Consider the following 21,136-nt stretch of genomic DNA (forward strand, 5'->3'; position numbering starts at 1 on the left):
GGCACAGAAATCTTAAGCGCGGCTTAAGAAAACTCGCGGGTTTCTTTAAGGCGGGATTAAGGCTGTTTCCCTAATGTCTCGTGGTAACAGGGAGATAGCTTATGAACGATCCGTTGATTATGTCCACCAGTGTGAATCCCGCTTCCGCGGAGGTGACGCCGGTGGTTCGATGTGGCGATCACTGGCTGTGTCAGGTCCACCCGGGTACTGCCGCAGCTGAACGTGTTACGGACTTTATTCGACGCCGTTTCCTTCAGGCCTACGGCGCGCGTCCGGATATCCAGCCGCCTCCTCTGATGGCACTGACTACTGCGCATGGCACCTTGCTGGCCGCCGTCGGTGTACGGCGGGCGGCATCGGAGCGTCTGTTTCTTGAAGACTACCTGGACCATCCAGTGGAGCACTGCCTGCCTGACCCGAACTGCCATCGTCAGACCGTGATCGAGATCGCCCATCTGGCAGGTGTTGAGGCTGGGGTGAGTCGTCTGCTGTTTGCCGCAATGGCGCTCTGGCTGGAGCAGCATCAGATGAACTGGGTGGTCTGCACCGGCACGGGCCAGTTGCGTAACGGGTTTCAACGCATGGGCATCGACGTGGTGGATCTGGGCAGCGCGCGACCGGAACGCCTGGCGGATGGGGGAGAAGGCTGGGGATGTTATTACCAACACCATCCCGGGGTCATGGCCATGAATGTTCCCGGTGGCTTGAGCGGCCTCCGTTCCCGACGGCTGATGGACAGGGTGGCACTGGTGCCTACCGACAAACCACAGCACACGGCGACCAGCCGAAGCATGGAGGGGCGTTATGGCTACATTGCCTGAAGAGTTATGGGCGGCGGTTTCGGCCCACCCGGATGCCCCGGCCCTGATATCGGGCGACCGGCAACTCAGCTTCCGGCAACTGCTGGACGCGGCTGAAAGGCTGGCCGCTGTGCTCGAACAACGTGGGCTGCAACGCATTGGCCTGTGCGGCGATAACTCTCTGGCCTGGGTGATTACCGACCTGGCCAGTCTGCTGGCGGATGTGGTTTGCGTGCCGGTGCCGGTGTTCTTTTCCGCAGCCCAGACCGACTATCTGGTTGTTACCGCCGGGCTGCAGGCCCTCATGTGGTCGGAACAGAATACGGAGCGGGAGCATCTGGGAGATGGTGTCTGGCTCAGCGTTCTGGAAAAGCAGGACAATCGCATCTCCTTGCCGTCCGGCACCGCAAAAATCACCTTCACTTCTGGTAGCACCGGTACGCCCAGAGGCGTCTGCCTGTCTCAGGCACAGCTACTGGCAACGGTTGACGCACTTCGGGAAAAACTGACACCGGTTGGTCCGGCCCGTCATCTGTGCATTCTGCCCCTTGCGACGCTGTTGGAGAACATCGCTGGTGTGTATCTGCCATTGCTGATGGGCGCCACAGTGCGGGTTGAACCCACGGGCTCACTCGGACTCTCGGGCAGTAGTGGCGTGGATCCCTGGTCCCTGATCGGGGCGCTGAACCGGTGGCAGCCCGAGTCCCTGATTCTGGTGCCGGAGCTGGCCCGGCTGCTGGTCGAAGCCGCTGGCGCGGGGCTGTTGGAAACGGATCAGTATCGTTTCCTGGCCGTGGGGGGTGGCAAGGTCGTCCCGGAAATGCTGAGCCGGGGGCGGGCGCTCGGGCTGCCCCTGTATGAGGGTTATGGCCTGTCTGAATGCGGCTCGGTGGTGGCCCTGAATACTCCCGGTGATGACCGGGTCGGTTGCGGTGGCCGCCCCCTGAAGCATGTGCAAGTGCGGGTGGATGACCGCCGCCACATCTTGGTGCGGGGCAATACCCACCTTGGGTATCTGGACGAGAGCAGCCCTGATGCAGGGATGCAGGCGGACACAACGGATGAGTGGCTGGATACCGGCGATCTGGGTGAATTGTCTGGCGATGGCTTTCTACGGGTTGATGGCCGTTCCAGGAACCTGCTGATCACCAGTTTCGGACGCAACATCAGCCCCGAATGGCTGGAAGCCGAATTGATTCAGACGTTGGGTGCCCGGCAGGCGGTGGTCTTCGGCGATGGTGAGCCTTCTCTGTCGGCACTCGTGTTCCTTCCACCTGATGAGTCTGGAACTGATACCGCGTCGGCGCTTTATCAACTCAATCAGCGTCTTCCCGATTACGCCAGGCTGGAGGTGGTGTACGGCCTCGAGCAACCCCTGTCCGCAGCCGCCGGCCACCTGACCGCAAACGGCCGGCCCGTGCGGGATCGCCTCCAGCTCGACCTGCCGCTGCTGATGGCTGGCAGTCATCCTATTTATCCCGAATCAACAGGAGAACATCCCATGGCTTTTTTTGACCAACTACAGGCGGAAACCGCCGAGGCGCGTGCCCATGTCACCAGTGCTCCAGTTATTAAGGCCGTGCAGCAGGGGCAGGTAAGCGTGGAGAGTTACACCTGGTTTCTGACCCAGGCGTTTCATCACGTCAAACACACGGTACCCCTGATGATGGCCTGCGGAGGGCGGCTGCCGGACCGGCTGGAATCGGTCCGCGAGTCGCTGGTGGAGTACATCGAAGAGGAATACGGACATCATGAGTGGATACTGAACGATCTTGAGGCCTGTGGTCTGGACCGGGAAGAACGCCGGCACAGTCGACCGGACCTGTCGATTGAACTGATGGTGGCCTATCTCTATCACCAGGTCGACCGGGGCAACCCCGCCGCCTTCTTCGGCATGGTGCAGGTACTTGAAGGCACCTCCATTGAACTGGCCACGCCATTGGCCAGCCAGATTCAGGCCTCACTGGGCTTGCCGGATCAGGCCTTCAGCTACCTGTATTCCCACGGTGAGCTGGACAAGGACCACTTCGAGTTCTTCCGCGACCTGATGAATGGCATCACCGACCCCGGCGATCAACAGGCCATTATCGAGTCGGCGAGGGTGGTCTACCGACTGTACGGAGATATGCTCCATGGTGTCCCTTTGCCGGAAGTGGCGGAGTCAGCGACGGAGGCCTCAAGCCATGCAGTTGCGTGACCGTCGTTTCCTGCTCATTGGCGGCACGGGCGGCATCGGCCGTGAGCTGATCGGACAGCTGCTGGCCGAGGGCGCCCGGCTGTTGGTCGCAACGCGAAACCCGGAGAGCGCCCGCCTTCCGGAGGGTGTTGCCGGCGTGAAGCTCGACCTGGCGGCTGACGACCTCGACCGGCAATTGCTGGCTATTACCGAGACCTGGCCCGACCTGTACGGCGTTATCCACTGTGCCGGCCAGAATCAGTTTTCGGCTATCCAGCAGTCGTCGGTGTCTGACATCGATGGCCAGCTGGCAGTCAATCTTCGCAGTGCCATGCTGGTGGCCCGCCATTTCGTGCCCATGTTCACGGCGCTCGACGGCGGGGCGCTGGTTTTTGTTGGTTCCACCTTTGGCAGCATTGGTTATCCGGGTTACACCGCCTACTGCGCGACCAAGTTTGGTCTCCGTGGCTTAACCGAGGCACTTCGGAGGGAATTGGCGGATACTCCGGTCGACGTGATCTATGTGGCACCACGGGCAACTCGTACCGCCATGAACCCGAATGCCGTGGACCAGCTGAATCAGGCGCTGGGAAATGCCATGGACCCACCGCAACAGGTGGCTGCGAATATTGTCCGAGCCATGAACCGGGATCAGCGACGCTGTTTTATCGGCTGGCCGGAGAGGCTGTTTGTGGTGCTGAACGCGGTTCTGCCAAGGCTGGTGGACCGGGCAATCATCAAACAATTGCCGGTGATCCGGCGCTATCTGAATTCAGGAGTATCCTCATGAAATGGGTCACTGTGCTGCTTGTATCGCTGCTCGCATTGCCTGCCGTAGCGGGCTCCCTGGAAACCGATCTGGCCGTTATCCAGCAACGCTGGGCCGAAATCCAGTATCGCCTTCCTGCGGACGACAGGGAAAAGGCCTTCGAAAAGCTGGCCGAACAGACCGAAGCGTTCACTGAACAGTACCCGAAACGGGCCGAGTCCCACATCTGGCGAGCAATCGTACTGAGTACCTGGGCCGGCGAGAAAGGCGGACTGGGGGCCCTGGGGCTGGTGAAGGACGCCCGCCGGCAACTGGAGCATGCTCTTGAAATTGACGACAAGGCGCTGGAAGGCTCTGCCTATACGTCCCTGGGCAGCTTGTACTACCAGGTGCCGGGCTGGCCTATCGGGTTCGGTGATGACGACAAGGCGCGCCGTTACCTGCAGAAGGCACTGGTCATCAACCCGGATGGCATCGATCCCAATTTCTTTTTTGCGGACTATCTGATAGAGCAGGGGGAAGACGAAAGGGCCCGCCAGTATCTTGAGCGTGCACTGTCAGCACCGGATCGTCCCGGAAGGGCTCTGGCGGACGAAGGTCGGCGACAGGAGGCGCGTGAGCGGCTGGACAGACTGGTCTCGGCCCGCTGACGGCCATTCTGACCTCAAACGACCGCCACCCGTACTCAGGGTCGCGACAGCATGGCAGAGGTGATCAGTCGAAATCTGGCAGTTCCGGTTTCACCAGGGGCATATCCGCCGCTTCCCAGGCGTCCATTCCACCCGCGATCGACTGTACGTGGATGTAGCCCATTTCTTTCATGACTTTGGCTGAAAGCGCCGAGCGGCCGCTGTTCTTGCAGTAGATCACCAGGTTCAGCCCCCGGTTTTCCAGTACCGGATCATTGCTGAGCTTGAACTCCAGCAGACCCCGGGGAACATTGATAGCCCCGCGAATATGCCCGGCATGGTATTCCTCCGGCTCCCGGACGTCGATCAGCAGATCGGCCTTGCGGATGGCGTCGTCGGACTGGTCCAGAGGTACTTCCGTGATCTCTGATCTGGCGGCCTCAACCAGGTCGTGTGCGGTTTTCATGATAAAGCGTCCTTTGTTGGAGGGGGGGCTGATCCGGTAACGCTGACAGCGCCCCGGTTACAGCTGTTAATAATGGTAAGGTATTCCATATCCGGCCGATGGTGACAGGCTACGACAATATCGTCGAGAGCCGATAGCCCCCGGCAATCATGGCCGGGGGCGATGTGGGTGGCGTTACCGAAGGCGGCGGTGTGGGTCCTGGTTATAGGACTTGACCTCGGCGCGGGCCACCACATTGTGGTGCACCTCATCCGGCCCGTCTGCCAGTCTCAGGGTGCGCTGCTTGGTATACATGTCAGGCAGTGCTGACCACTGGCTGACGCCGGTGGCGCCGTGGATCTGGATAGCTTCGTCGATAATCTTGCAGACCTTTTCCGGCACCATGGCCTTCACCATGGACACCCAGACACGGGCTTCCTTGTTGCCAAGCACGTCCATGGCCTTGGCGGCCTTGAGGACCATCATGCGCATGGCTTCGATCTCGATCCGCGCGCGGGAGATGGTTTCCATGTTCTTGCCCAGGTCCAGAATCGGGCGACCGAAGGCTTCCCGGCTCTGGCCGCGTTCGATCATCATATCCAGCGCTTTCTCGGCGGCGCCGATGGAACGCATGCAGTGGTGTATGCGACCCGGGCCCAGCCGCAGCTGTGAAATCTCGAAGCCGCGGCCTTCACCCCACAGGATGTTCTCTTTCGGAACCCGCACATTGTCGAGCTTGATGTGCATGTGGCCATGGGGTGCGTCGTCGTGGCCGAACACGTGCATGGGGCCGACCACGGTCAGACCCGGCGCGTCCATGGGTACCAGGATCTGGGACTGCTGGCGCCAGGCCTCGGCATCCGGGCTGGTCTTGACCATGCAGATCATGATCTTGCAGCGGGGGTCGCCGGCGCCGGAAATGTAGTATTTCTCGCCGTTGATGACCCACTCGTCGCCGTCCAGCACCGCGCTGGTTTCGATATTGCGGGCGTCGGAGGAAGCCACATGGGGCTCGGTCATGCCGAAGCAGGAGCGGATCTTGCCCTCCAGCAGGGGTTTCAGCCATTGCTCTTTCTGCTCGGGGGTACCGACCCTCTCCAGTACTTCCATGTTGCCGGTGTCTGGCGCGGAGCAGTTGAGGGTCTCCGAGGCCAGGGGGTTCTTGCCCAGTTCCACCGCCAGATAGGCGTAGTCGAGGTTGGACAGGCCTTCACCGGTTTCGGCGTTGGGCAGGAAAAAATTCCACAGGCCCGCTTCCTTGGCTTTCTGCTTGGCGCCCTCGAGCAGCTCAAGCTGACCGTCGACGTAGCTGAAGCGGTCCGCACGGCCTTCACCAAGGCGTTCGAATTCTTCCAGGATGGGATCGACGTTGTCCCGGATATGTTGCTTGACCGCCTCGAGCAAGGGCCGGGATTTTTCCGACATGGTGAGGTCGTTCATTTCTGCTGGTGTGGTAATGCTGTCCACAGGGGGTTCTCCTTATTGTAGTGAGCTTCCAGACTCGGGTTTCGGGGGTGTATTCAGTCAGGCGAAGGTTTGCCGGCTGTTATTCTTCGTCCAGATTCTGGCAGAGCCGCTGTAAGGTCTTGCGGTCAAGCTTGTCGGTTCCGCCCCTTGGCAAAGGGGCGTGCCAGAACCAGATTCGATCCGGTACCTTGAAGGTTGCCAGTCGTTGCTTCAGAAAGTCGCTGATATCCGTCTGATCAGTGTCACTGCCCTCATGCAGGTAAACGGCAGCTCCCACGGTTTCACCCAGGCGATCATCTGGCACGGGGAAAACGCAGGCTTCGGCAATGGCCGGATGCTGGTGCAGGGCGCCTTCCACTTCCAGGCAGGAGATGTTCTCCCCGCCGCGGATAATGATGCTTTTCTTCCGGTCCAAGATATAGACCAGGCCGGATTCATCCACCCGGGCCAGGTCGCCGGTATACAGCCAGCCGTTCTTCAGGGTGGCTCGGGTTTCTTCGGGCAGGTTCAGATAACCCCGCATGTTCGCCGGGCTACGGACTGTCAGTTCGCCCACTTCGCCGGTGGGCACCTGATCACCATTGGCATCCACTATTTTCATTTCCTGCAGGGGCGGGGTAAGCCGGCCGGCAGCGTCGGGATGCTCCACGTATTCGGGCCCGGACAGCAGTATTCCCAGGGAATTGGTCTCGGTCATACCCCAGCCAGTGGCAATACTGGCTTTCGGGAACTGGCCGGCGAGTTGCAGAACCTGGCTGGCCGGCCGCTTGGCACCGCCCGCACCAATGGTTTCCAGTGAGTCCAGGGAAATATCGAGTTTTTCAGCGGCACTGATCAACTCGGCGGACTGGGTGGGAACGCCGACAAAGCGGGTAACCTGTTCACGCTGGATCAGGGTTGCCGCTTCTTCGGCGTTCCATTTGTACATCAGCACCAGCTTGGCGCCCAGGGCCAGGCCCTGCAGAAAAACCGAGTGCAGGGCGGTCACATGGAACAGCGGCGTTACGATCAGGAACGCCGGCAACTCTGCCTGCTCTGCTGCCGCCTGTGGATCCATGAGCGCGGCGACTTCCTTGCCCATCTTCCAGGAGTGCACCGAGGAAATGGCGCCGCGATGGGTGAGTATGACGCCTTTGGGGCGCCCGGAAGAGCCCGATGAATACATCACCGCGAAATCGTCGTCCGGGGCAACCGGGATGTCCGGCCAATGTTCGCTGGCACAGCGGCTGAGCAGGTCAGAGTAGTGGACTGGCCCGGAAGCGTCGCGAATCGCCACCAGGGTGACAGAGCCGTCGTCGACGTGGGTGCTCAGTGCCCGGTACCGGTCACCATCGGCGAACACCGTATGAACATCGCTGTCGCTGACGGCGAAAGCCAGCTCTTCCCCGGTCCACCAGGCGTTCAACGGCACCACTACCGCACCCACAGACACGATGGCCATCAACAGGATGGGCATTTCAGGGTAATTGCGCATGGCCAGGGCAACACGGTCGCCAGGCTGAACGGACAGTTCCGTCACCAGTATGTGGGCTGTCCGGTTCACCGCGGATGCGAATTCCTCGACGGTCCACCGTTCCTGGCCATACACCAGAAGCTCCCTTTGCGGGTAGCTGGCCACGGCTTCCTGCAACAGCGTTCGCAGATTGTCCGGAGCCCTGGCAAAAACGGTGAACGGATTACCCCAGAGGGTGGTGTCAACGATTTCGAATCTAGGGTCCGTTCTGAGAATGTGCGCTATGGCGTCGTCTCTCGACATGGGGGATGGTTCAGACGTCAGATCCATCTGGGTGCTGGTGGAGGTCATGATGGGGGTACCCGGTCTGTTGTCGGTTATTATCCTGACGCTTGTCAGGTAACGCTAAGGCGCCTGCGGCCCTCCTGTCAAGATTTATAACGGGGGGAAGACTACATGACCGGTGTCGGGCTGGGACGGGCGTGATTTATCACTGATGGCCGTCGGGTTTGCATTCAGCCTCCATGGTGTTTGGAGTATCCTGATCGAAGGTCTGTTGCTCGCTATTCGGAAAGCTGTGTCGGTGAGGTTGCCTCCAGGTGCTCAACCATGGCGTTGATGCCGGCGGCGACAGTACCAACGATCTGTTCCGGTTCCAGGTCCTGGTGGAGCCAGTCGCGCATCGGGCCGAAGCCGGCGAGATAGATGATCAGGTTGGCTATGACTTCGACCCGATAGTCCCCCTCCGGCAGTTCAGTGCGGATACGGAGTTTGTCCGCCAGAGCCTGGATGACCATTTCATCCCGTCTGCGCATGGCCTTGCGATCTGCCTTTTGCAGGTGGGGCACGGTGCGGTAGGCCAGCAGGGTGCCCTTTCGTTTCTTGCCCCAGGATTCCGACAGGTACCGTGCAACCAGTTGTTCAAAGCTTGTGCTGTCGCCCTGTTCGTCCAGTAGTTCATCGAGATTCGGGGCCCCGGAGCGGAACCAGAGTTTGTTCAGAAGTCGCCGCAGAATATCGTTCTTGTTGGCGATGTAGTCATAGATGCTGGCCTGATTGACCCCGGAGCGCGCACAGATATCGCGAATCGTGGTGGAGGCAAACCCCTTTTGCAGGAAAAGTTCCAGGGCGGCATCACAGATCTGGTCACGACGGTGCTCCACCAGTGAGGTGTTCTGAATACCGTCAACCGGGGCTTCGATCAGTTCTTCGGGGAGCTTGCTTACGGCGCTCTTGTCGGTTTTTTTATTATTCATGGGATACCTGTTAGCGAGCATTTCAGGTGTTGTTGCTGAATCCTGACAGTTGTCAGCCTAGCACAGACAGTACCCCTGAAACCAAAAAAGGCCAACCCCGAAGGATTGGCCTTTTCTGATTTCGAATTGGTCGGGACGGCAGGATTTGAACCTGCGACCCCTTGCACCCCATGCAAGTGCGCTACCAAGCTGCGCCACGCCCCGATTCGCATCCGGATAACCGTGCTCAGGAGCCGGGCTCCCGTGGTTTCCGGGCCAGTTCAATTTCTCTCACTGGCTTAGCGGGAGCGAAGTCTACACTAGCCATTCTGAAAAATAAACACTCTGTGACAGGCCGCTGGTGGAAATTTCTTCTGACTCATCCCGATCCATGACATTTTCGTATTGAGCTGTAGAATCCGATGATAATAAACCATATTTCCTTGCGAAACCCCATTCGGAGTTTGCTCTTGAAGATTACCCGCTGGTCCATGCCGCTGCGTTACAGCGCATTCATATTGAGTGTTATCGGGTTGTTGATTTCAGTGCCCCTGGCGTTCTGGGCTCCCGGGTTTCTGTTGCTGGGGGTGGTCGCGCTGGCGCTGGTGGTGCTGGGGCTGTGGGATATCCTCCAGCGGCGGCACACGGTCAGCCGGAACTATCCGATTCTTGCCCATGTTCGCTATTTCCTGGAGTCCATTGGCCCGGAAATACGCCAGTACTTCATCCAGTCAGATACCGATGAGCGACCTTTTTCCCGGGAACAGCGCACCATCGTCTACCAGCGGGCAAAGAACGTGCTGGACAAGCGGCCCTTTGGCTCCCAGCTGGATATGGCCGGTGAAGGGTTTGAGTGGATGGACCATTCGATCCGGCCCCTGGATATCAAGGACTCCGATTTTCGCATCACCATCGGAGCGGGGCGGGAGAAGCCCTACAGCGCCAGCGTGTTCAATATTTCCGCCATGAGCTTCGGCTCCCTCTCCGCCAACGCCATTCTGTCCCTTAACGAGGGAGCAAAAACCGGCGGCTTTTACCACGACACGGGGGAGGGTTCTATCTCACGCTACCATCGGGAGCCCGGGGGTGACCTGGTGTGGGAGATTGGTTCCGGGTATTTCGGGTGCCGCAATGAGGATGGCTCATTCAGCGAAGAGAAGTTTGTGGAGAACGCCACACTCGATCAGGTGAAAATGATCGAGCTCAAGCTGTCCCAGGGCGCCAAGCCGGGACACGGGGGCATCCTTCCCGGCGCCAAGGTGACGCCGGAAATCGCAGAGGCAAGAGGTGTCCCGGTGGGCGAGGATGTGGTTTCGCCACCGCGTCATTCGGCCTTTTCCACGCCGCTGGAGTTGCTGGAGTTTGTTGACCGTTTGCGAGAGCTTTCCGGTGGCAAGCCGGTGGGGTTCAAGCTGGCCATTGGCCACCCCTGGGAGTGGTTCGCCATCGTCAAGGCGATGCTGGAAACCGGGCGGCACCCGGACTTTATCGTGGTGGACGGCGGTGAGGGTGGTACCGGGGCAGCCCCCCTGGAATTCATCAATCGTCTGGGCATGCCGCTGATCGAGGCCCTGTTGCTGGTGCACAACTCCCTGGTGGGGGCCAACCTCCGTGAGCATATTGCCATCGGCGCTGCGGGCAAGATTACCTCGGCATTCAATATTGCGCGCATCCTGGCCCTGGGAGCCGACTGGTGCAACGCTGCACGGGGCTATATGTTTGCCCTGGGCTGTATTCAGGCATTGAACTGCCATACAGGGAGGTGCCCCAGTGGTGTGGCTACCCAGGATGGTGTGCGGAGCAGCAAGCTGGATGTGGCGGACAAGAGTGTTCGGGTGGCCAATTTCCATCGCAACACCATGGACGCACTGGCGAATCTGCTTGGCGCCGCCGGCCTGAAGCATCCCTCAGAGCTGGGCCCGGAACATATTGTGCGGCGGGTCAGCAAGACCACCGTGCATTCGTATATGGATCTGTACCCGTTTCTCGAGCCAGGGGTGCTTGTATCAGGGGGAGAAACCCACCACTCGGTATTCGACAAATACTGGGATGATGCCCGCGCGGACAGCTTTGATCCGCCCAGCTTCATTATTAAACTACGGGAAACCAAGATTCATTGAGCCCGGCTCCTGGCCAGGGGAGCCGGTCATCGTCCGGGCTTCGCGGTTTTCGCACGCACGCTTGGCGTTCTCGAGTAGGTGATGCTTCAATAGAAATTGTGCTGAAATTTTGATTCTTAGAGTTCAAAGCAATAGCATTGCGCTCGTGTCATGTCCTGGCAGCTGGCCAAAGGCCGGCTGTCACAGTTCATAGCTAAAGGAGACTCCATAGTGGGCAAGGACCTTAAAGATGACTATCAAACCGATTACGTGGTGGGGCAGGACAACGTCGCCAGGTTCGGTTTCGATATGCATAACATTGTGTTCCCCGTAACGGCGGTACTGATCCTCGCGTTTGTTATAGGAACCCTGGTTTTCCCCTCGGTTTCGGGGGAGTGGCTTAATGGGGCGAAGAATGGCGCCATCGCTATTTTTGACTGGGGCTTCCTGCTCAGTGCAAACCTCTTTGTGCTTTTTGCTCTGGCACTGATTTTCATGCCTGTGGGCAAGATCCGGATTGGCGGCGTTGACGCCAAGCCCGAGTTTTCCCTGCTGTCCTGGTTTGCCATGCTGTTTGCAGCCGGTATGGGCATTGGCCTGATGTTCTGGGCCGTTGCCGAACCGGTGGCTTACTTCACTGACTGGTACGGCACACCCCTGGGGGTTGAGCCGAATACCCAGGAAGGAGCCAGGCTGGCCATGGGTGCCACCATGTATCACTGGGGTCTGCACCCCTGGGCAATCTATGCCGTTGTTGGCCTCTCGCTGGCGTTCTTTACGTACAACAAGAACCTGCCGCTGACCATCCGTTCCGCATTCTTTCCGATTCTGGGCGATAAGGTGTGGGGCTGGCCCGGTAATGTCATCGATATCATGGCTGTTCTGGCGACCATATTCGGGTTGGCCACGTCGCTGGGGCTGGGCGCACAGCAAGCAGCTTCCGGTCTGAACTATCTGTTCGGGATTGGTGGTGGCCTGAACGTTCAGCTTGCGGTTATCGTTGGCGTAACCGCCATTGCAACCGTGTCCGTTATGCGAGGCATTCATGGCGGCGTAAAACTGCTCAGTAACACCAACATGGTTATTGCTGCCGTGCTGCTTCTCTTTGTGATGTTTGCAGGTTCCACAATGGCCTTTCTGCAGACGCTGTGGGATACCACTGCTTCCTATGCAACCAATATGCTGGCACTGAGCAATCCGTTCGGCCGGGATGAAGACACCACCTGGTTCCACGGCTGGACCGTGTTTTATTGGGCCTGGTGGATTTCCTGGTCACCGTTTGTGGGTATGTTCATTGCTCGTGTCTCGAAGGGCCGTACGGTGCGTGAATTTGTCACGGCAGTGTTGCTGGTTCCCACGCTGATCACAGTGGTCTGGATGAGTGTTTTCGGTGGCAACGCCCTTGACCAGATTCAGAATCAGGTCGGTGCGCTTTCGTCCGAAGGGCTCACTGAAGTGTCCCTGGCCATGTTCCAGATGCTGGAAAATATCCCGCTGGGAAGCATTGCTTCATTTGTCGGGATTGTTCTGGTGCTGGTGTTCTTTGTAACGTCCTCTGACTCAGGTTCACTGGTGATCGACAGCATCACTTCCGGTGGCAAGATTGATGCGCCGAAATCGCAGCGTGTTTTCTGGGCCGTCAGCGAAGGTGCCATCGCCGGTGTGCTTCTTTTCGTCGGCGGTGACCAGGCATTGAATGCCTTGCAGTCCGGCGCAGTGAGTGTGGGGCTGCCCTTTACCTTTGTGCTGCTGGCAATGTGTTACAGCCTGTTCAAAGGTCTCCACCATGAACGCAGGTTGTTGATTGCCGAGGGCAAGATGTAGCAGCAACACCGTCTGGAAAGTAGTAAAAGAATGACAGAAGGGCCCCTCAACGAGGGGCCCTTCTGCGTTATTGCGACGGGCCACCGGTATGGGCGGGTACGGGAATCGCCGAGGCGTTGGTTCGGCTGGATGAGGTCTGGAACAGGATAGGATTCCCGCCCGGCAAGGAGGGCAGGGTATTCCTGGAAAAAGGAAGAAGCCGTTCTGTGATGGAAGTGGCCACAAAGAAAAAGGATGTCTGTCCAACCCTGTACTATGCTGCAAGGTGAATCTCCGTCCCGATGCCCGCCGTACGGCCTCTGACGGGGGATCGGTTCAAGACCCGGATACTGACGCCTGATGTGGCGGTCACCTTTGATTCTTAGAGTTCAAAACAATAAGATTGCGTCAACGCAATGGTGAGGGGCCCGGTGGGGCCCTTAATTCGATAAAGTCACAGTCTATGGGAGGCTCCACAGTGGGCGAGGTTGTCAAAGACGAGTACCAGACTGACTATGTGGCTGGCCAGGACAATGTCACGCCTTTTGGCCTGGACCTGCACGCACCCGTGTTTCCTATTACGGCGATCCTGGTGGTCGTTTTCGTAGTGGGCACGCTGATGTTCCCCGGCGAAGCGAAGTCGCTTATGGACGCGACCAAAGCTGCAGTCCTTGATTACTTTGACTGGTTCTTTGTGCTCAGTGCGAACATCTTCGTGGTGTTCTGTATTGCACTGGTGTTCATGCCAGTGGGCAAGATCCGCCTGGGCGGACCGGACGCCAAGCCGGAATTCTCCACCCTGTCATGGTTTGCCATGCTGTTTGCTGCCGGCATGGGCATCGGCCTGATGTATTGGGCGGTGGCTGAGCCTGTTGCCTACTATACTGACTGGTTCGGCACCCCCCTGAATACCGAGCCGAATACGCCGGAAGCGTCGCGTATGGCCATGGGCGCCACCATGTATCACTGGGGACTTCATCCGTGGGCGGTCTACTCGGTGGTTGCCCTGTCGCTGGCGTTCTTTGCCTTCAACAAGGGCATGCCACTGACTATCCGGTCAGCCTTTTTCCCGCTGCTGCGTGACCGCGTCTGGGGCTGGCCCGGGCACATCATCGATACCCTGGCGGTTGTGGCAACCATTTTCGGTCTGGCGACCTCGCTTGGTTTTGGTGCCCAGCAGGCCGCTTCAGGGCTGGACTACCTGTTTGGCATATCGGCGGGCGTCAATGTGCAGATGGCGATCATTACCGGTGTTACCTTCGTGGCGCTGATCTCGGTCCTGCGGGGCCTTGACGGTGGCGTCAAAATGCTCAGTAATATCAACATGATCCTGGCGGGAATCCTGCTGTTTTTCATTATTTTCGCTGGACCCACCATGGAGATTCTCGGTTATGTCTGGACGACGTCGTCCACTTACGTAACCCAGGCGGTGCCCCTGAGCAATCCGTTTGGTCGCGAAGATGAAACCTGGTTTCACGGCTGGACCGTGTTCTACTGGGCCTGGTGGATTTCCTGGTCGCCGTTCGTCGGCATGTTTATCGCCCGTGTTTCCAGTGGACGTACGGTTCGCGAATTCATTATCGCGGTACTTATGATTCCGACCCTGATTACCGTGGTCTGGATGAGCGGCTTCGGCGGCACAGCCCTGGAGCAGGTCAAGGCTGGCATTGGCACTCTTGGCCAGGATGGCCTGACCGACTCATCCCTGGCCATGTTCCAGATGTTCGAGGGTCTGCCGTTGACCAATATCATCTCGTTCCTTGCGATCATTCTGGTGCTGGTGTTCTTCGTGACCTCATCGGACTCTGGCTCATTGGTGATCGACAGCATCACCGCTGGCGGCAAGACCGATGCGCCCACGGCACAGCGTGTGTTCTGGGTGGTGATGGAGGGTGCCATCGCCGCTGCGCTGATCTTTGGTGGGGGCGCCGATGCGCTGGGTGCCGTCCAGGCTTCCGCGATTATTGCTGGCCTGCCATTTACTGCGATTCTGTTGGTGATGTGCTGGGGCCTGTTCAAGGGGCTCAGCCACGAACGCGAGCTGTTGATTTCGGAAGGCAGGATGTAACGCTGCATGACCAGAAAAACCGGAGCTTCGGCTCCGGTTTTTTTGTATCTGAATACCTGCCAGTGACGGCTTTGGGCGGCGTGAATCTGCGCAGGGTCCCGACGCCGTTGGCGATGTGCAGCGAAGGAGCCCCCGGGTCGTATCAGGCGCCGAAGGTGGTCATGGCGTAGGCAGCGCGTTGTTCCGGGGTAAAGTGTGGGCGTTTAAGGGACTCGATATTCTGCAGCCGGGGTAACAATCCCTTGCCATTGGCCATCTGGATGGCCAGGCCCGGGCGGGCGTTCAGTTCGAGAAGTAGCGGGCCTTCGGTTTCGTCAAGCACCAGATCAACGCCGATGTACCCCAGTCCGGTGGCCTCATAGCAGCGGGAGGCCATGGCCAGCATGGTCTCCCAGTCATCGATCCGGATCTGGCTCATGGGCAGCCCGGTGTCCGGGTGCAGCAGGATCTGGCGGTTGAACTGGACGGCATTGAGCGCCTGGCCGCTGCCGATGTCCAGGCCCACACCCACGGCGCCCTGGTGCAGGTTGGCCTTACCGTCGGAAGCCCTGGTGGAAAGCCGCAGCATGGCCATTATCGGGTAGCCCTGGAAGACCACGATCCGAATGTCCGGTACGCCCTGAAAGGAAAATTTCGAGAGCAGGGCGGTAGGTCGCACAAGATCCTCGACAATGGCCACATCCGGGGTGCCACCCAGACTGTAGAGCCCGGCCAGGATGTTGCTCAGGTGCCGCTTCAGGGTTTCCAGTGACAGGTAGGCTCCCGATGCCTTCACATACTGGTCATCACCTTCCCGGCGCTGGACAACGGTAATGCCCTTGCCGCCCGAACCCTTGGACGGTTTGATGGCGAACCCGTCCAGCTCAGCGGCCATCTCGCCGAAGTGTCCGATCTCGTGCTGCTGGCGAACCACCTGGCGTAGCCGCGGGGTCTTGATGTCGAATTCCTCGGCCAGCAGTTTGGTCTTCAGCTTGTCATCCACCAGCGGGTAGGCACTGCGGTCATTATAGCGGCCAATGTAGCCGACGTTGCGTTTGTTCATTCCCAGGATGCCAGCCGTGCGGAGCCGGAGGGGGGATATCCAGGACCTCATGAAAAGTCCTTCACCGTGCGAAAGCGCCGTAGCTCGGTGAGCTTGTAGCCGGTGTACTGACCCATGAGCAGGATAAGCCCGAAGGTGACCAAATGAAGCTCGGGAAAGTTGAACGTCAGGTGTCTGGCCAGTGGTGCATCCATCAAAAGATACGCCAGAATCGCCACGAAAAGGCTGCCGGACCCCTGGATCATGACTTCCCGGGCGCCGTCTTCTTCCCACAGGATGGACATGCGTTCAATGGTCCACGCCAGGATGACCATGGGGAAGAAGGTCACCGTCATGCCGGTACTGAAGCCCATCTGATAGCCAATAATGCTGAAGCCGGCGGTGATCGCGATGACCAGGATAATCAGGGCCGATATCCGTGATACCAGCAACAGGTTGAGGCTGGACAGGTAGCCCCGCATCAGAAGGCCCACCGCCACCACCGACAGGAAGGCAATCAGCCCGGGTACCAGCGACGTCTGCACAAAGGCAACCGCAATCAGCACCGGCATGAAGGTGCCGGAGGTTCGTACGCCTATGATGATGCGCATGAAGGCCACCATCAGGGCTCCCAGCGGCAGCAAAAGCAGCATGCGAAACATGCCCTGCTCTTCGATGGGAAGCTCGTAGAGGCTGAGCAGACCCAGCCCGTTCTGGCCGCCTTCACGGGTAGCGAGCTGCAGCGCCGGTACCGTCTGCTGAAGCATCGAGAAGCTGATCTGCGAGTCTTCGCCACCGATGACATCCAGCAGTGACAGGGCATCCTGCCGCCAGAGCAGCACGTCGTCGGGCAGCCCCTGCTGGCCGCTTTCCGGATGAAAGGTCAGCCAGCGTTCGCCGTTGTGGATCTGAAGGAATGGGCGCAGGGGTTGTAGACGACGGGCATCCTCAAGCTTGAGGCCATCTGCAACCCGCGCCGGAATGCCTGCATGATTGAGCATACGTCGTAGCAGGGGGACGTAGGATTCGCTGTTCAGCAGCAGGGAAATGTTCTGGTCCGGGTCGCTGGTCTGCATCAGCTTGATCAGTTCCCGGGTCATGCTTTCCGGGCTCGCCGACTTGGCGGCGGCGCGCTCGAGTACCTCCGCCACCGCCGTTGCCTCGGGCTCCTCCCAGAACACTGCTTCCGGTTGCGGTTTCGGGGTTGGTGCATTGTTGCTGTTGTCGGCTTCATTCGGGGTCAACTGCACGTTGAAATAGAGGGTCTGGGGGCCGGAGGCCTCGCGAACACTCCATTCCGCCCGGAGGTCACCGGAGTCCTCGATCAGCGAGAAACCGTAGCCGGGAGAAGCGGCCTGTTGCGACAGGACACGGAAACCCGGCGGGTTGTCCGGCACGTTCAGGCTAACCAGCACCTCTTCCCCCACGGCCTCGAAGTCGATCCGGGCTTCCACCATCCAGACCGCTTGCTGCTGCCCTGCCAGCCAGGGAATGCCCAGCTTTACATGGCGGGCCGTGGCCAGTGCGATGCCGCCGGCGATGAACAGGAAAATGGCCAGGTAGAAAGGGTAGCGGGAGCGCTGTTTCAAAGCAGGGTCCCTCAGTTGCTGCCAGTGGCGCTGGTACGGATGGACCTTGGCAGTTCTGTGCCATATTCCCGGCCCACGTCGATCAGCATCACATCCCGCAGGATGTTGCGACCGATCAGGAGGGTATAGGTGAGATGGGCCCGGTCGGCGAGGGTAAACTCGGCTTTCTGCTCATGGTCGCCAATCCGGAATTGGAGCTCGACCACCGCACGGCGCTCGTGGCCCTCTTCGTTCGCCTGAATGATTCGGACGTTGCGGGCTACCTCCCGTTCCAGGGTCTCAAAGGCGTCGTCCTTGCCGGGTACGGGAATGTCGAAGCGTACCCATTCCTGGCCATCCCGCTCGAAACGCTGCACATTACGGGCATCCATGGAGGAAGTCTCCGCGCCACTGTCGATGCGGGCGTCGTAGACAAAATTGGGGCCGACCAGGAAGGCCTTTTCCACTTCGCCAACCACCAGCTTGCCCTTGACCCGGTCACTGGTGCCGGTGTCGCGGGATTCGGTATCACAGGCACGGGGCTCGGGTACAGGGGGGCATTTGGGAGGCTCCACCTGTTGCTGGATGGTGGCAATGATCCGTTGGGTAGCGTCGGACTGAAGTCCCTTCAGTTCCTGATGCTGTCTGTCACCGGTGACCTTGAGGTGTGTCAGGTCGGCCTGCTGGCTGGCCACGGCTTGCTGCAGGCCCTGCATCTCGTAACGTTTGACGGCAACCGAGTCGACGGTGCAACCGGAAAGCAGGGCAGCCAGCGCGAGCAGGGCTGGCGCAAGGAGTTTGGATGTCGACAACATAATCTCTCTCTGACTGTCCGGGACGCGCGGATTATACACGAACGGTCCCTCGTTCGGGTTTACGGTAACTTCACATTGGCAGGGTGCCGGCCTGATGTGTCCTGACCCTGAGCTCCGGGAACAGTGCTGATACCCGGTCGATCACAGGTGGCCGGAATTCGCGTATAGTACTGATTCATCTGGTACTCATCCAGAGATTGTACTGGAAATCAGAGGTGCCCCGTCTGGCTGCTTTTCCTGCCGGCCAACAGGGTACCCATCGACAGATTACGGGAGGCCGGCGCCTTGAATCCGCTGTGGGAGCAGATTATCGAGCAGCCTGTTGTGCTGACAACCGGTGTTGTACTTGGTGTGCTTGCGGTCCTGCTGTTGGTGCGTGGGCGGATATTGGCCAATCAGCTGGCCGCCGAGCAGTCTCACCGTCAGCAGCTGGAGCAGGATCTGTCCCGCCACCAGCACGACAACGAGTTGCAGCGCCAGCGTCTGGAACAGATCACCCACAGGGCCGATGAGCTCGACAAGCGGGCGAGGGAACTGGACGAGCGCAGTGAACACTGGCGAGGCCAGTCTGCCAGCCTGCAGCAGCGTGTTGCCACCCTGGAAGCCGAAAAGCAGGCGGAACAGGCCCGTGCCGAGGGGTTGTCACGGGAGCGGGACCGGCTGGTCGGTCGCCGGGACGAGCTGTCCCACGAACTGGAATCGGTACGGATGGTACTGAGGGAGCGGGATGTCACCCTCGACAAGGAACGCAAGACCACCACTGAAAAACTGGAGCTGCTCGAGCGGAACCGGGACGCCCTGAAGCAGGAATTCGAGAACCTGGCCAACCGCATCTTCGAGCAGAAGAGTGAACGTTTCACCCAGCAGACCCGCACCAGCCTGGATACCCTGCTCAATCCGTTCCGGGACCAGCTGCAGGATTTCCGTAAGCGGGTGGAGGATGTCTATACCACGGAAACCCGGGACCGGCAGGCCCTGCGCAGCGAGATCAAGTCGCTGCAGGACCTGAACCGCCAGATCACCGAGGAAGCCGCCAACCTGACCCGTGCCCTGAAAGGAGACAAGAAGATCCAGGGCAACTGGGGCGAACTGATACTGGAACGGGTGCTGGAAAAATCGGGGCTGCGTAAAGGCATGGAGTATGACACCCAGGGCAGCTACCGCGATGCCGACGGCCAGCTGCTGCGGCCGGATGTGGTGGTTCACCTGCCGGACAAGCGCAACCTGATCATCGATTCCAAAGTGTCACTCGTGGCTTACCAGCAATGGGTCACCGAAGAAGACGATGTGGAAAGAGAAAACCACCTGAAGGCCCATGTAGAGGCGGTACGCCAGCATATCCGCAGCCTCAGCGAGAAAGACTACAGTCAGCTCAACGGCCTGCATTCGCCGGATTTCGTGCTGCTGTTCATGCCCATCGAGCCGGCATTCGTGGCGGCATTCCAGTATGACGAGAACCTGTTCGCGGAAGCATTCGAGAAAAAGATTATCGTAGTGACACCAACAACACTTCTGGCAACACTGCGGACGATCGAGAACATCTGGCGGTATGAACGCCAGAGTCAGAATGCCCGCAAAATTGCCGACCGGGCCAGCGCCGTTTACGACAAGCTGCGGATATTTGTCGAAACAATGGAAAAGATGGGCGGGCAGCTGCAGACCGTGCAGACTACCTACGATGGCGCCATGAACACCCTGACCCGGGGGCGGGGCAACCTGATTTCCCAGGCCAGCAAATTCGTGGAACTCGGGGTGCGGGTGAAGAAGGAGCTTCCGCGGACGATCACCGATCAGGCGGACGCCGGCGGTGAGGACGACGATGTTGCCGTTGAACTGAACCCGGAAGAGGAAGACAGCAGCAATCAGGCAGCCACAGATGAGGAAAGCAAAGATGGTCTCAAGGAGTAAGTCGCCTTCAGCAAACCGGGCACTCGGCCCGCTCATGGTGCTGGCCCTGGCCGCAAGCTTGCTGGTGTCCGGCAATGCGCTGGCGCTGCCGGCGGAGCATGAGATCCAGCGGCTGATGCTGGCGGTGGAAGAGTCCGTGGAAGCCGGGCGCTGGCAGGACGCGGCGGAGTATCTGAATCGCCTGCAGCAGCTGGAAGGGCAGAAACCACCGGAATATCTGTACTACCGGGGTCAGGTGATGGCCCGATCCGAACACTACAACGAGGCCATGTCTGCGCTGGAAAACTATATTGCAGGTACCGGGGCCGATGGCAAATACTACACGGAGTCCCTCAAGCTGATCACCACGATCGAGCAGGCCCGATCCGGCCAGGCAACGTCCCGTGGGTCCGGAGAATCGGGCCAGGATCAGGTGGCCGAGATCGTGCTGGCCAATGGGTCCGGGCAGGGGGGCGAGTCTGTCGCCAGGAGTGATGCCAGTCGTCAGGCACTGGTGAGCCGGATGAACCGGATCTTTGATCGAGCTGGCTGGCGCAGGGATCCCCGCCTCATTCGGGAAGGCAGTACACCGGACGTGCATTACCAGGTTTCTGTCCACAATGGCGAGATCCAGTTCCGGGAAAGCCGTAACGATGAGGAACGTGGGCGCAGGCTGACCACGCTGATGCTGCCGGTCTACGGTATCAGCCCGATAATTGAGTGGAGTTGCGAGAATGCCACCGAGTCCTGCTGGATCTATGATCCCCGGGACGGTTCCCGTTTCCTCCGACTGGGCAATGACCGGGACCAAGCCGAAGTACTGGCGAAAACCCTGGGTAGCCTGATCCGCAAGATGCAGGCGCCCACTGGTGGTTCCTGATGCATTGGGCCCGTGAGTAAA

At 59.4% G+C, this 21,136-nt stretch carries 16 protein-coding genes and 1 tRNA gene; 9 read left to right on the plus strand and 8 right to left on the minus strand.

Annotated features, from left to right (window positions below; all coding sequences use genetic code 11):
• Positions 1–101 precede the first annotated feature (101 nt).
• Genes IE079_RS08515 through IE079_RS08530 form a run of 4 tightly spaced genes read left to right on the plus strand, consistent with a single transcriptional unit; the run spans position 102 to position 4,395 of the window.
• Positions 102–821: a thermostable hemolysin gene (locus tag IE079_RS08515; RefSeq protein ID WP_189575403.1), complete on the plus strand. Its 720-nt coding sequence runs from the start codon at positions 102–104 to the stop codon at positions 819–821.
• Positions 805–2,997 carry an AMP-binding protein gene (locus IE079_RS08520; protein ID WP_189575404.1) on the plus strand — a complete coding sequence of 731 codons (2,193 nt, stop codon included), beginning with the start codon at positions 805–807 and terminating at the stop codon, positions 2,995–2,997. The genes IE079_RS08515 and IE079_RS08520 overlap by 17 nt, the downstream gene beginning before the upstream one ends.
• Entirely contained in the window at positions 2,984–3,766 is a 783-nt protein-coding gene (locus IE079_RS08525; RefSeq protein ID WP_189575406.1) for an SDR family oxidoreductase, read from the plus strand. The genes IE079_RS08520 and IE079_RS08525 overlap by 14 nt, the downstream gene beginning before the upstream one ends.
• Positions 3,763–4,395: a tetratricopeptide repeat protein gene (locus IE079_RS08530; protein ID WP_189575408.1), complete on the plus strand. Its 633-nt coding sequence runs from the start codon at positions 3,763–3,765 to the stop codon at positions 4,393–4,395. Before IE079_RS08525 ends, IE079_RS08530 begins: the two co-directional genes overlap by 4 nt.
• A 64-nt stretch (positions 4,396–4,459) precedes the next feature.
• Here the strand turns inward: IE079_RS08530 and IE079_RS08535 are convergent, their stop codons facing one another.
• From IE079_RS08535 to IE079_RS08555, 5 genes are all read right to left on the minus strand, one after another.
• Positions 4,460–4,840 (minus strand): rhodanese-like domain-containing protein, encoded by a 381-nt coding sequence (locus tag IE079_RS08535; RefSeq protein WP_189575410.1) that lies wholly within the window; start codon positions 4,838–4,840, stop codon positions 4,460–4,462.
• A gap of 174 nt (positions 4,841–5,014) precedes the next feature.
• Positions 5,015–6,259, minus strand: a complete 1,245-nt coding sequence (locus IE079_RS08540) for an acyl-CoA dehydrogenase family protein (RefSeq protein ID WP_189575640.1) — start codon at positions 6,257–6,259, stop codon at positions 5,015–5,017.
• A 106-nt stretch (positions 6,260–6,365) separates the two neighbouring features.
• Complete coding sequence (locus tag IE079_RS08545; protein ID WP_227712391.1) at positions 6,366–8,090, minus strand: class I adenylate-forming enzyme family protein; 1,725 nt, start codon at positions 8,088–8,090, stop codon at positions 6,366–6,368.
• 212 nt (positions 8,091–8,302) lie between these two features.
• Positions 8,303–8,995: a TetR/AcrR family transcriptional regulator gene (locus tag IE079_RS08550; RefSeq protein ID WP_189575412.1), complete on the minus strand. Its 693-nt coding sequence runs from the start codon at positions 8,993–8,995 to the stop codon at positions 8,303–8,305.
• Positions 8,996–9,122: 127 nt separating this feature from the next.
• A tRNA-Pro gene (locus IE079_RS08555) sits at positions 9,123–9,199 on the minus strand.
• Between the two features lie 266 nt (positions 9,200–9,465).
• Here IE079_RS08555 and IE079_RS08560 point away from each other — a divergent pair.
• The 3 genes from IE079_RS08560 (at position 9,466) to IE079_RS08570 (ending at position 14,944) form a co-directional block, all read left to right on the plus strand.
• The gene (locus IE079_RS08560; protein WP_227712414.1) at positions 9,466–11,094 is read left to right on the plus strand and encodes an FMN-binding glutamate synthase family protein; all 1,629 of its coding nucleotides are present in this window, start codon (positions 9,466–9,468) and stop codon (positions 11,092–11,094) included.
• A gap of 210 nt (positions 11,095–11,304) precedes the next feature.
• Complete coding sequence (locus tag IE079_RS08565) at positions 11,305–12,897, plus strand: BCCT family transporter (RefSeq protein ID WP_189575416.1); 1,593 nt, start codon at positions 11,305–11,307, stop codon at positions 12,895–12,897.
• A gap of 457 nt (positions 12,898–13,354) precedes the next feature.
• A complete protein-coding gene (locus tag IE079_RS08570) occupies positions 13,355–14,944 on the plus strand; it encodes a BCCT family transporter (protein ID WP_189575418.1) in 1,590 nt (529 codons plus the stop codon).
• Between the two features lie 142 nt (positions 14,945–15,086).
• Here the strand turns inward: IE079_RS08570 and IE079_RS08575 are convergent, their stop codons facing one another.
• Genes IE079_RS08575 through IE079_RS08585 form a run of 3 tightly spaced genes read right to left on the minus strand, consistent with a single transcriptional unit; the run spans position 15,087 to position 18,348 of the window.
• The gene (locus tag IE079_RS08575; RefSeq protein WP_189575420.1) at positions 15,087–16,037 is read right to left on the minus strand and encodes an alpha-L-glutamate ligase-like protein; all 951 of its coding nucleotides are present in this window, start codon (positions 16,035–16,037) and stop codon (positions 15,087–15,089) included.
• Positions 16,034–17,554 (minus strand): inactive transglutaminase family protein, encoded by a 1,521-nt coding sequence (locus IE079_RS08580; protein ID WP_189575422.1) that lies wholly within the window; start codon positions 17,552–17,554, stop codon positions 16,034–16,036. Before IE079_RS08580 ends, IE079_RS08575 begins: the two co-directional genes overlap by 4 nt.
• A gap of 11 nt (positions 17,555–17,565) precedes the next feature.
• Positions 17,566–18,348, minus strand: coding sequence for an ATP-dependent zinc protease family protein (locus IE079_RS08585; RefSeq protein WP_189575424.1), 783 nt, complete (start codon positions 18,346–18,348; stop codon positions 17,566–17,568).
• A 399-nt stretch (positions 18,349–18,747) separates the two neighbouring features.
• On the opposite strand from IE079_RS08585, the gene IE079_RS08590 reads away from it, so the two are divergent.
• Together IE079_RS08590 and IE079_RS08595 are read left to right on the plus strand one after the other, a co-directional pair.
• Positions 18,748–20,256 (plus strand): DNA recombination protein RmuC, encoded by a 1,509-nt coding sequence (locus IE079_RS08590; protein ID WP_444543416.1) that lies wholly within the window; start codon positions 18,748–18,750, stop codon positions 20,254–20,256.
• Positions 20,240–21,115: a tetratricopeptide repeat protein gene (locus tag IE079_RS08595; protein WP_189575426.1), complete on the plus strand. Its 876-nt coding sequence runs from the start codon at positions 20,240–20,242 to the stop codon at positions 21,113–21,115. The genes IE079_RS08590 and IE079_RS08595 overlap by 17 nt, the downstream gene beginning before the upstream one ends.
• Positions 21,116–21,136: the final 21 nt, after the last annotated feature.

The organism is Marinobacter zhanjiangensis (assembly GCF_014651935.1).
Classification (GTDB): Bacteria; Pseudomonadota; Gammaproteobacteria; order Pseudomonadales; family Oleiphilaceae; genus Marinobacter; species Marinobacter zhanjiangensis.

Excerpts from the sequence above, each read along its gene's own strand:
- IE079_RS08520 (WP_189575404.1), top strand. The coding sequence starts at position 805 with ATGGCTACATTGCCTGAAGAGTTATGGGCGGCGGTTTCGGCCCACCCG.
- IE079_RS08515 (WP_189575403.1), top strand. The coding sequence starts at position 102 with ATGAACGATCCGTTGATTATGTCCACCAGTGTGAATCCCGCTTCCGCG.
- IE079_RS08595 (WP_189575426.1), top strand. The coding sequence starts at position 20,240 with ATGGTCTCAAGGAGTAAGTCGCCTTCAGCAAACCGGGCACTCGGCCCG.
- IE079_RS08540 (WP_189575640.1), bottom strand. The coding sequence starts at position 6,259 with ATGAACGACCTCACCATGTCGGAAAAATCCCGGCCCTTGCTCGAGGCG.
- IE079_RS08550 (WP_189575412.1), bottom strand. The coding sequence starts at position 8,995 with ATGAATAATAAAAAAACCGACAAGAGCGCCGTAAGCAAGCTCCCCGAA.
- IE079_RS08560 (WP_227712414.1), top strand. The coding sequence starts at position 9,466 with ATGCCGCTGCGTTACAGCGCATTCATATTGAGTGTTATCGGGTTGTTG.
- IE079_RS08585 (WP_189575424.1), bottom strand. The coding sequence starts at position 18,348 with ATGTTGTCGACATCCAAACTCCTTGCGCCAGCCCTGCTCGCGCTGGCT.
- IE079_RS08535 (WP_189575410.1), bottom strand. The coding sequence starts at position 4,840 with ATGAAAACCGCACACGACCTGGTTGAGGCCGCCAGATCAGAGATCACG.
- IE079_RS08575 (WP_189575420.1), bottom strand. The coding sequence starts at position 16,037 with ATGAGGTCCTGGATATCCCCCCTCCGGCTCCGCACGGCTGGCATCCTG.
- IE079_RS08530 (WP_189575408.1), top strand. The coding sequence starts at position 3,763 with ATGAAATGGGTCACTGTGCTGCTTGTATCGCTGCTCGCATTGCCTGCC.
- IE079_RS08545 (WP_227712391.1), bottom strand. The coding sequence starts at position 8,090 with ATGACCTCCACCAGCACCCAGATGGATCTGACGTCTGAACCATCCCCC.
- IE079_RS08525 (WP_189575406.1), top strand. The coding sequence starts at position 2,984 with ATGCAGTTGCGTGACCGTCGTTTCCTGCTCATTGGCGGCACGGGCGGC.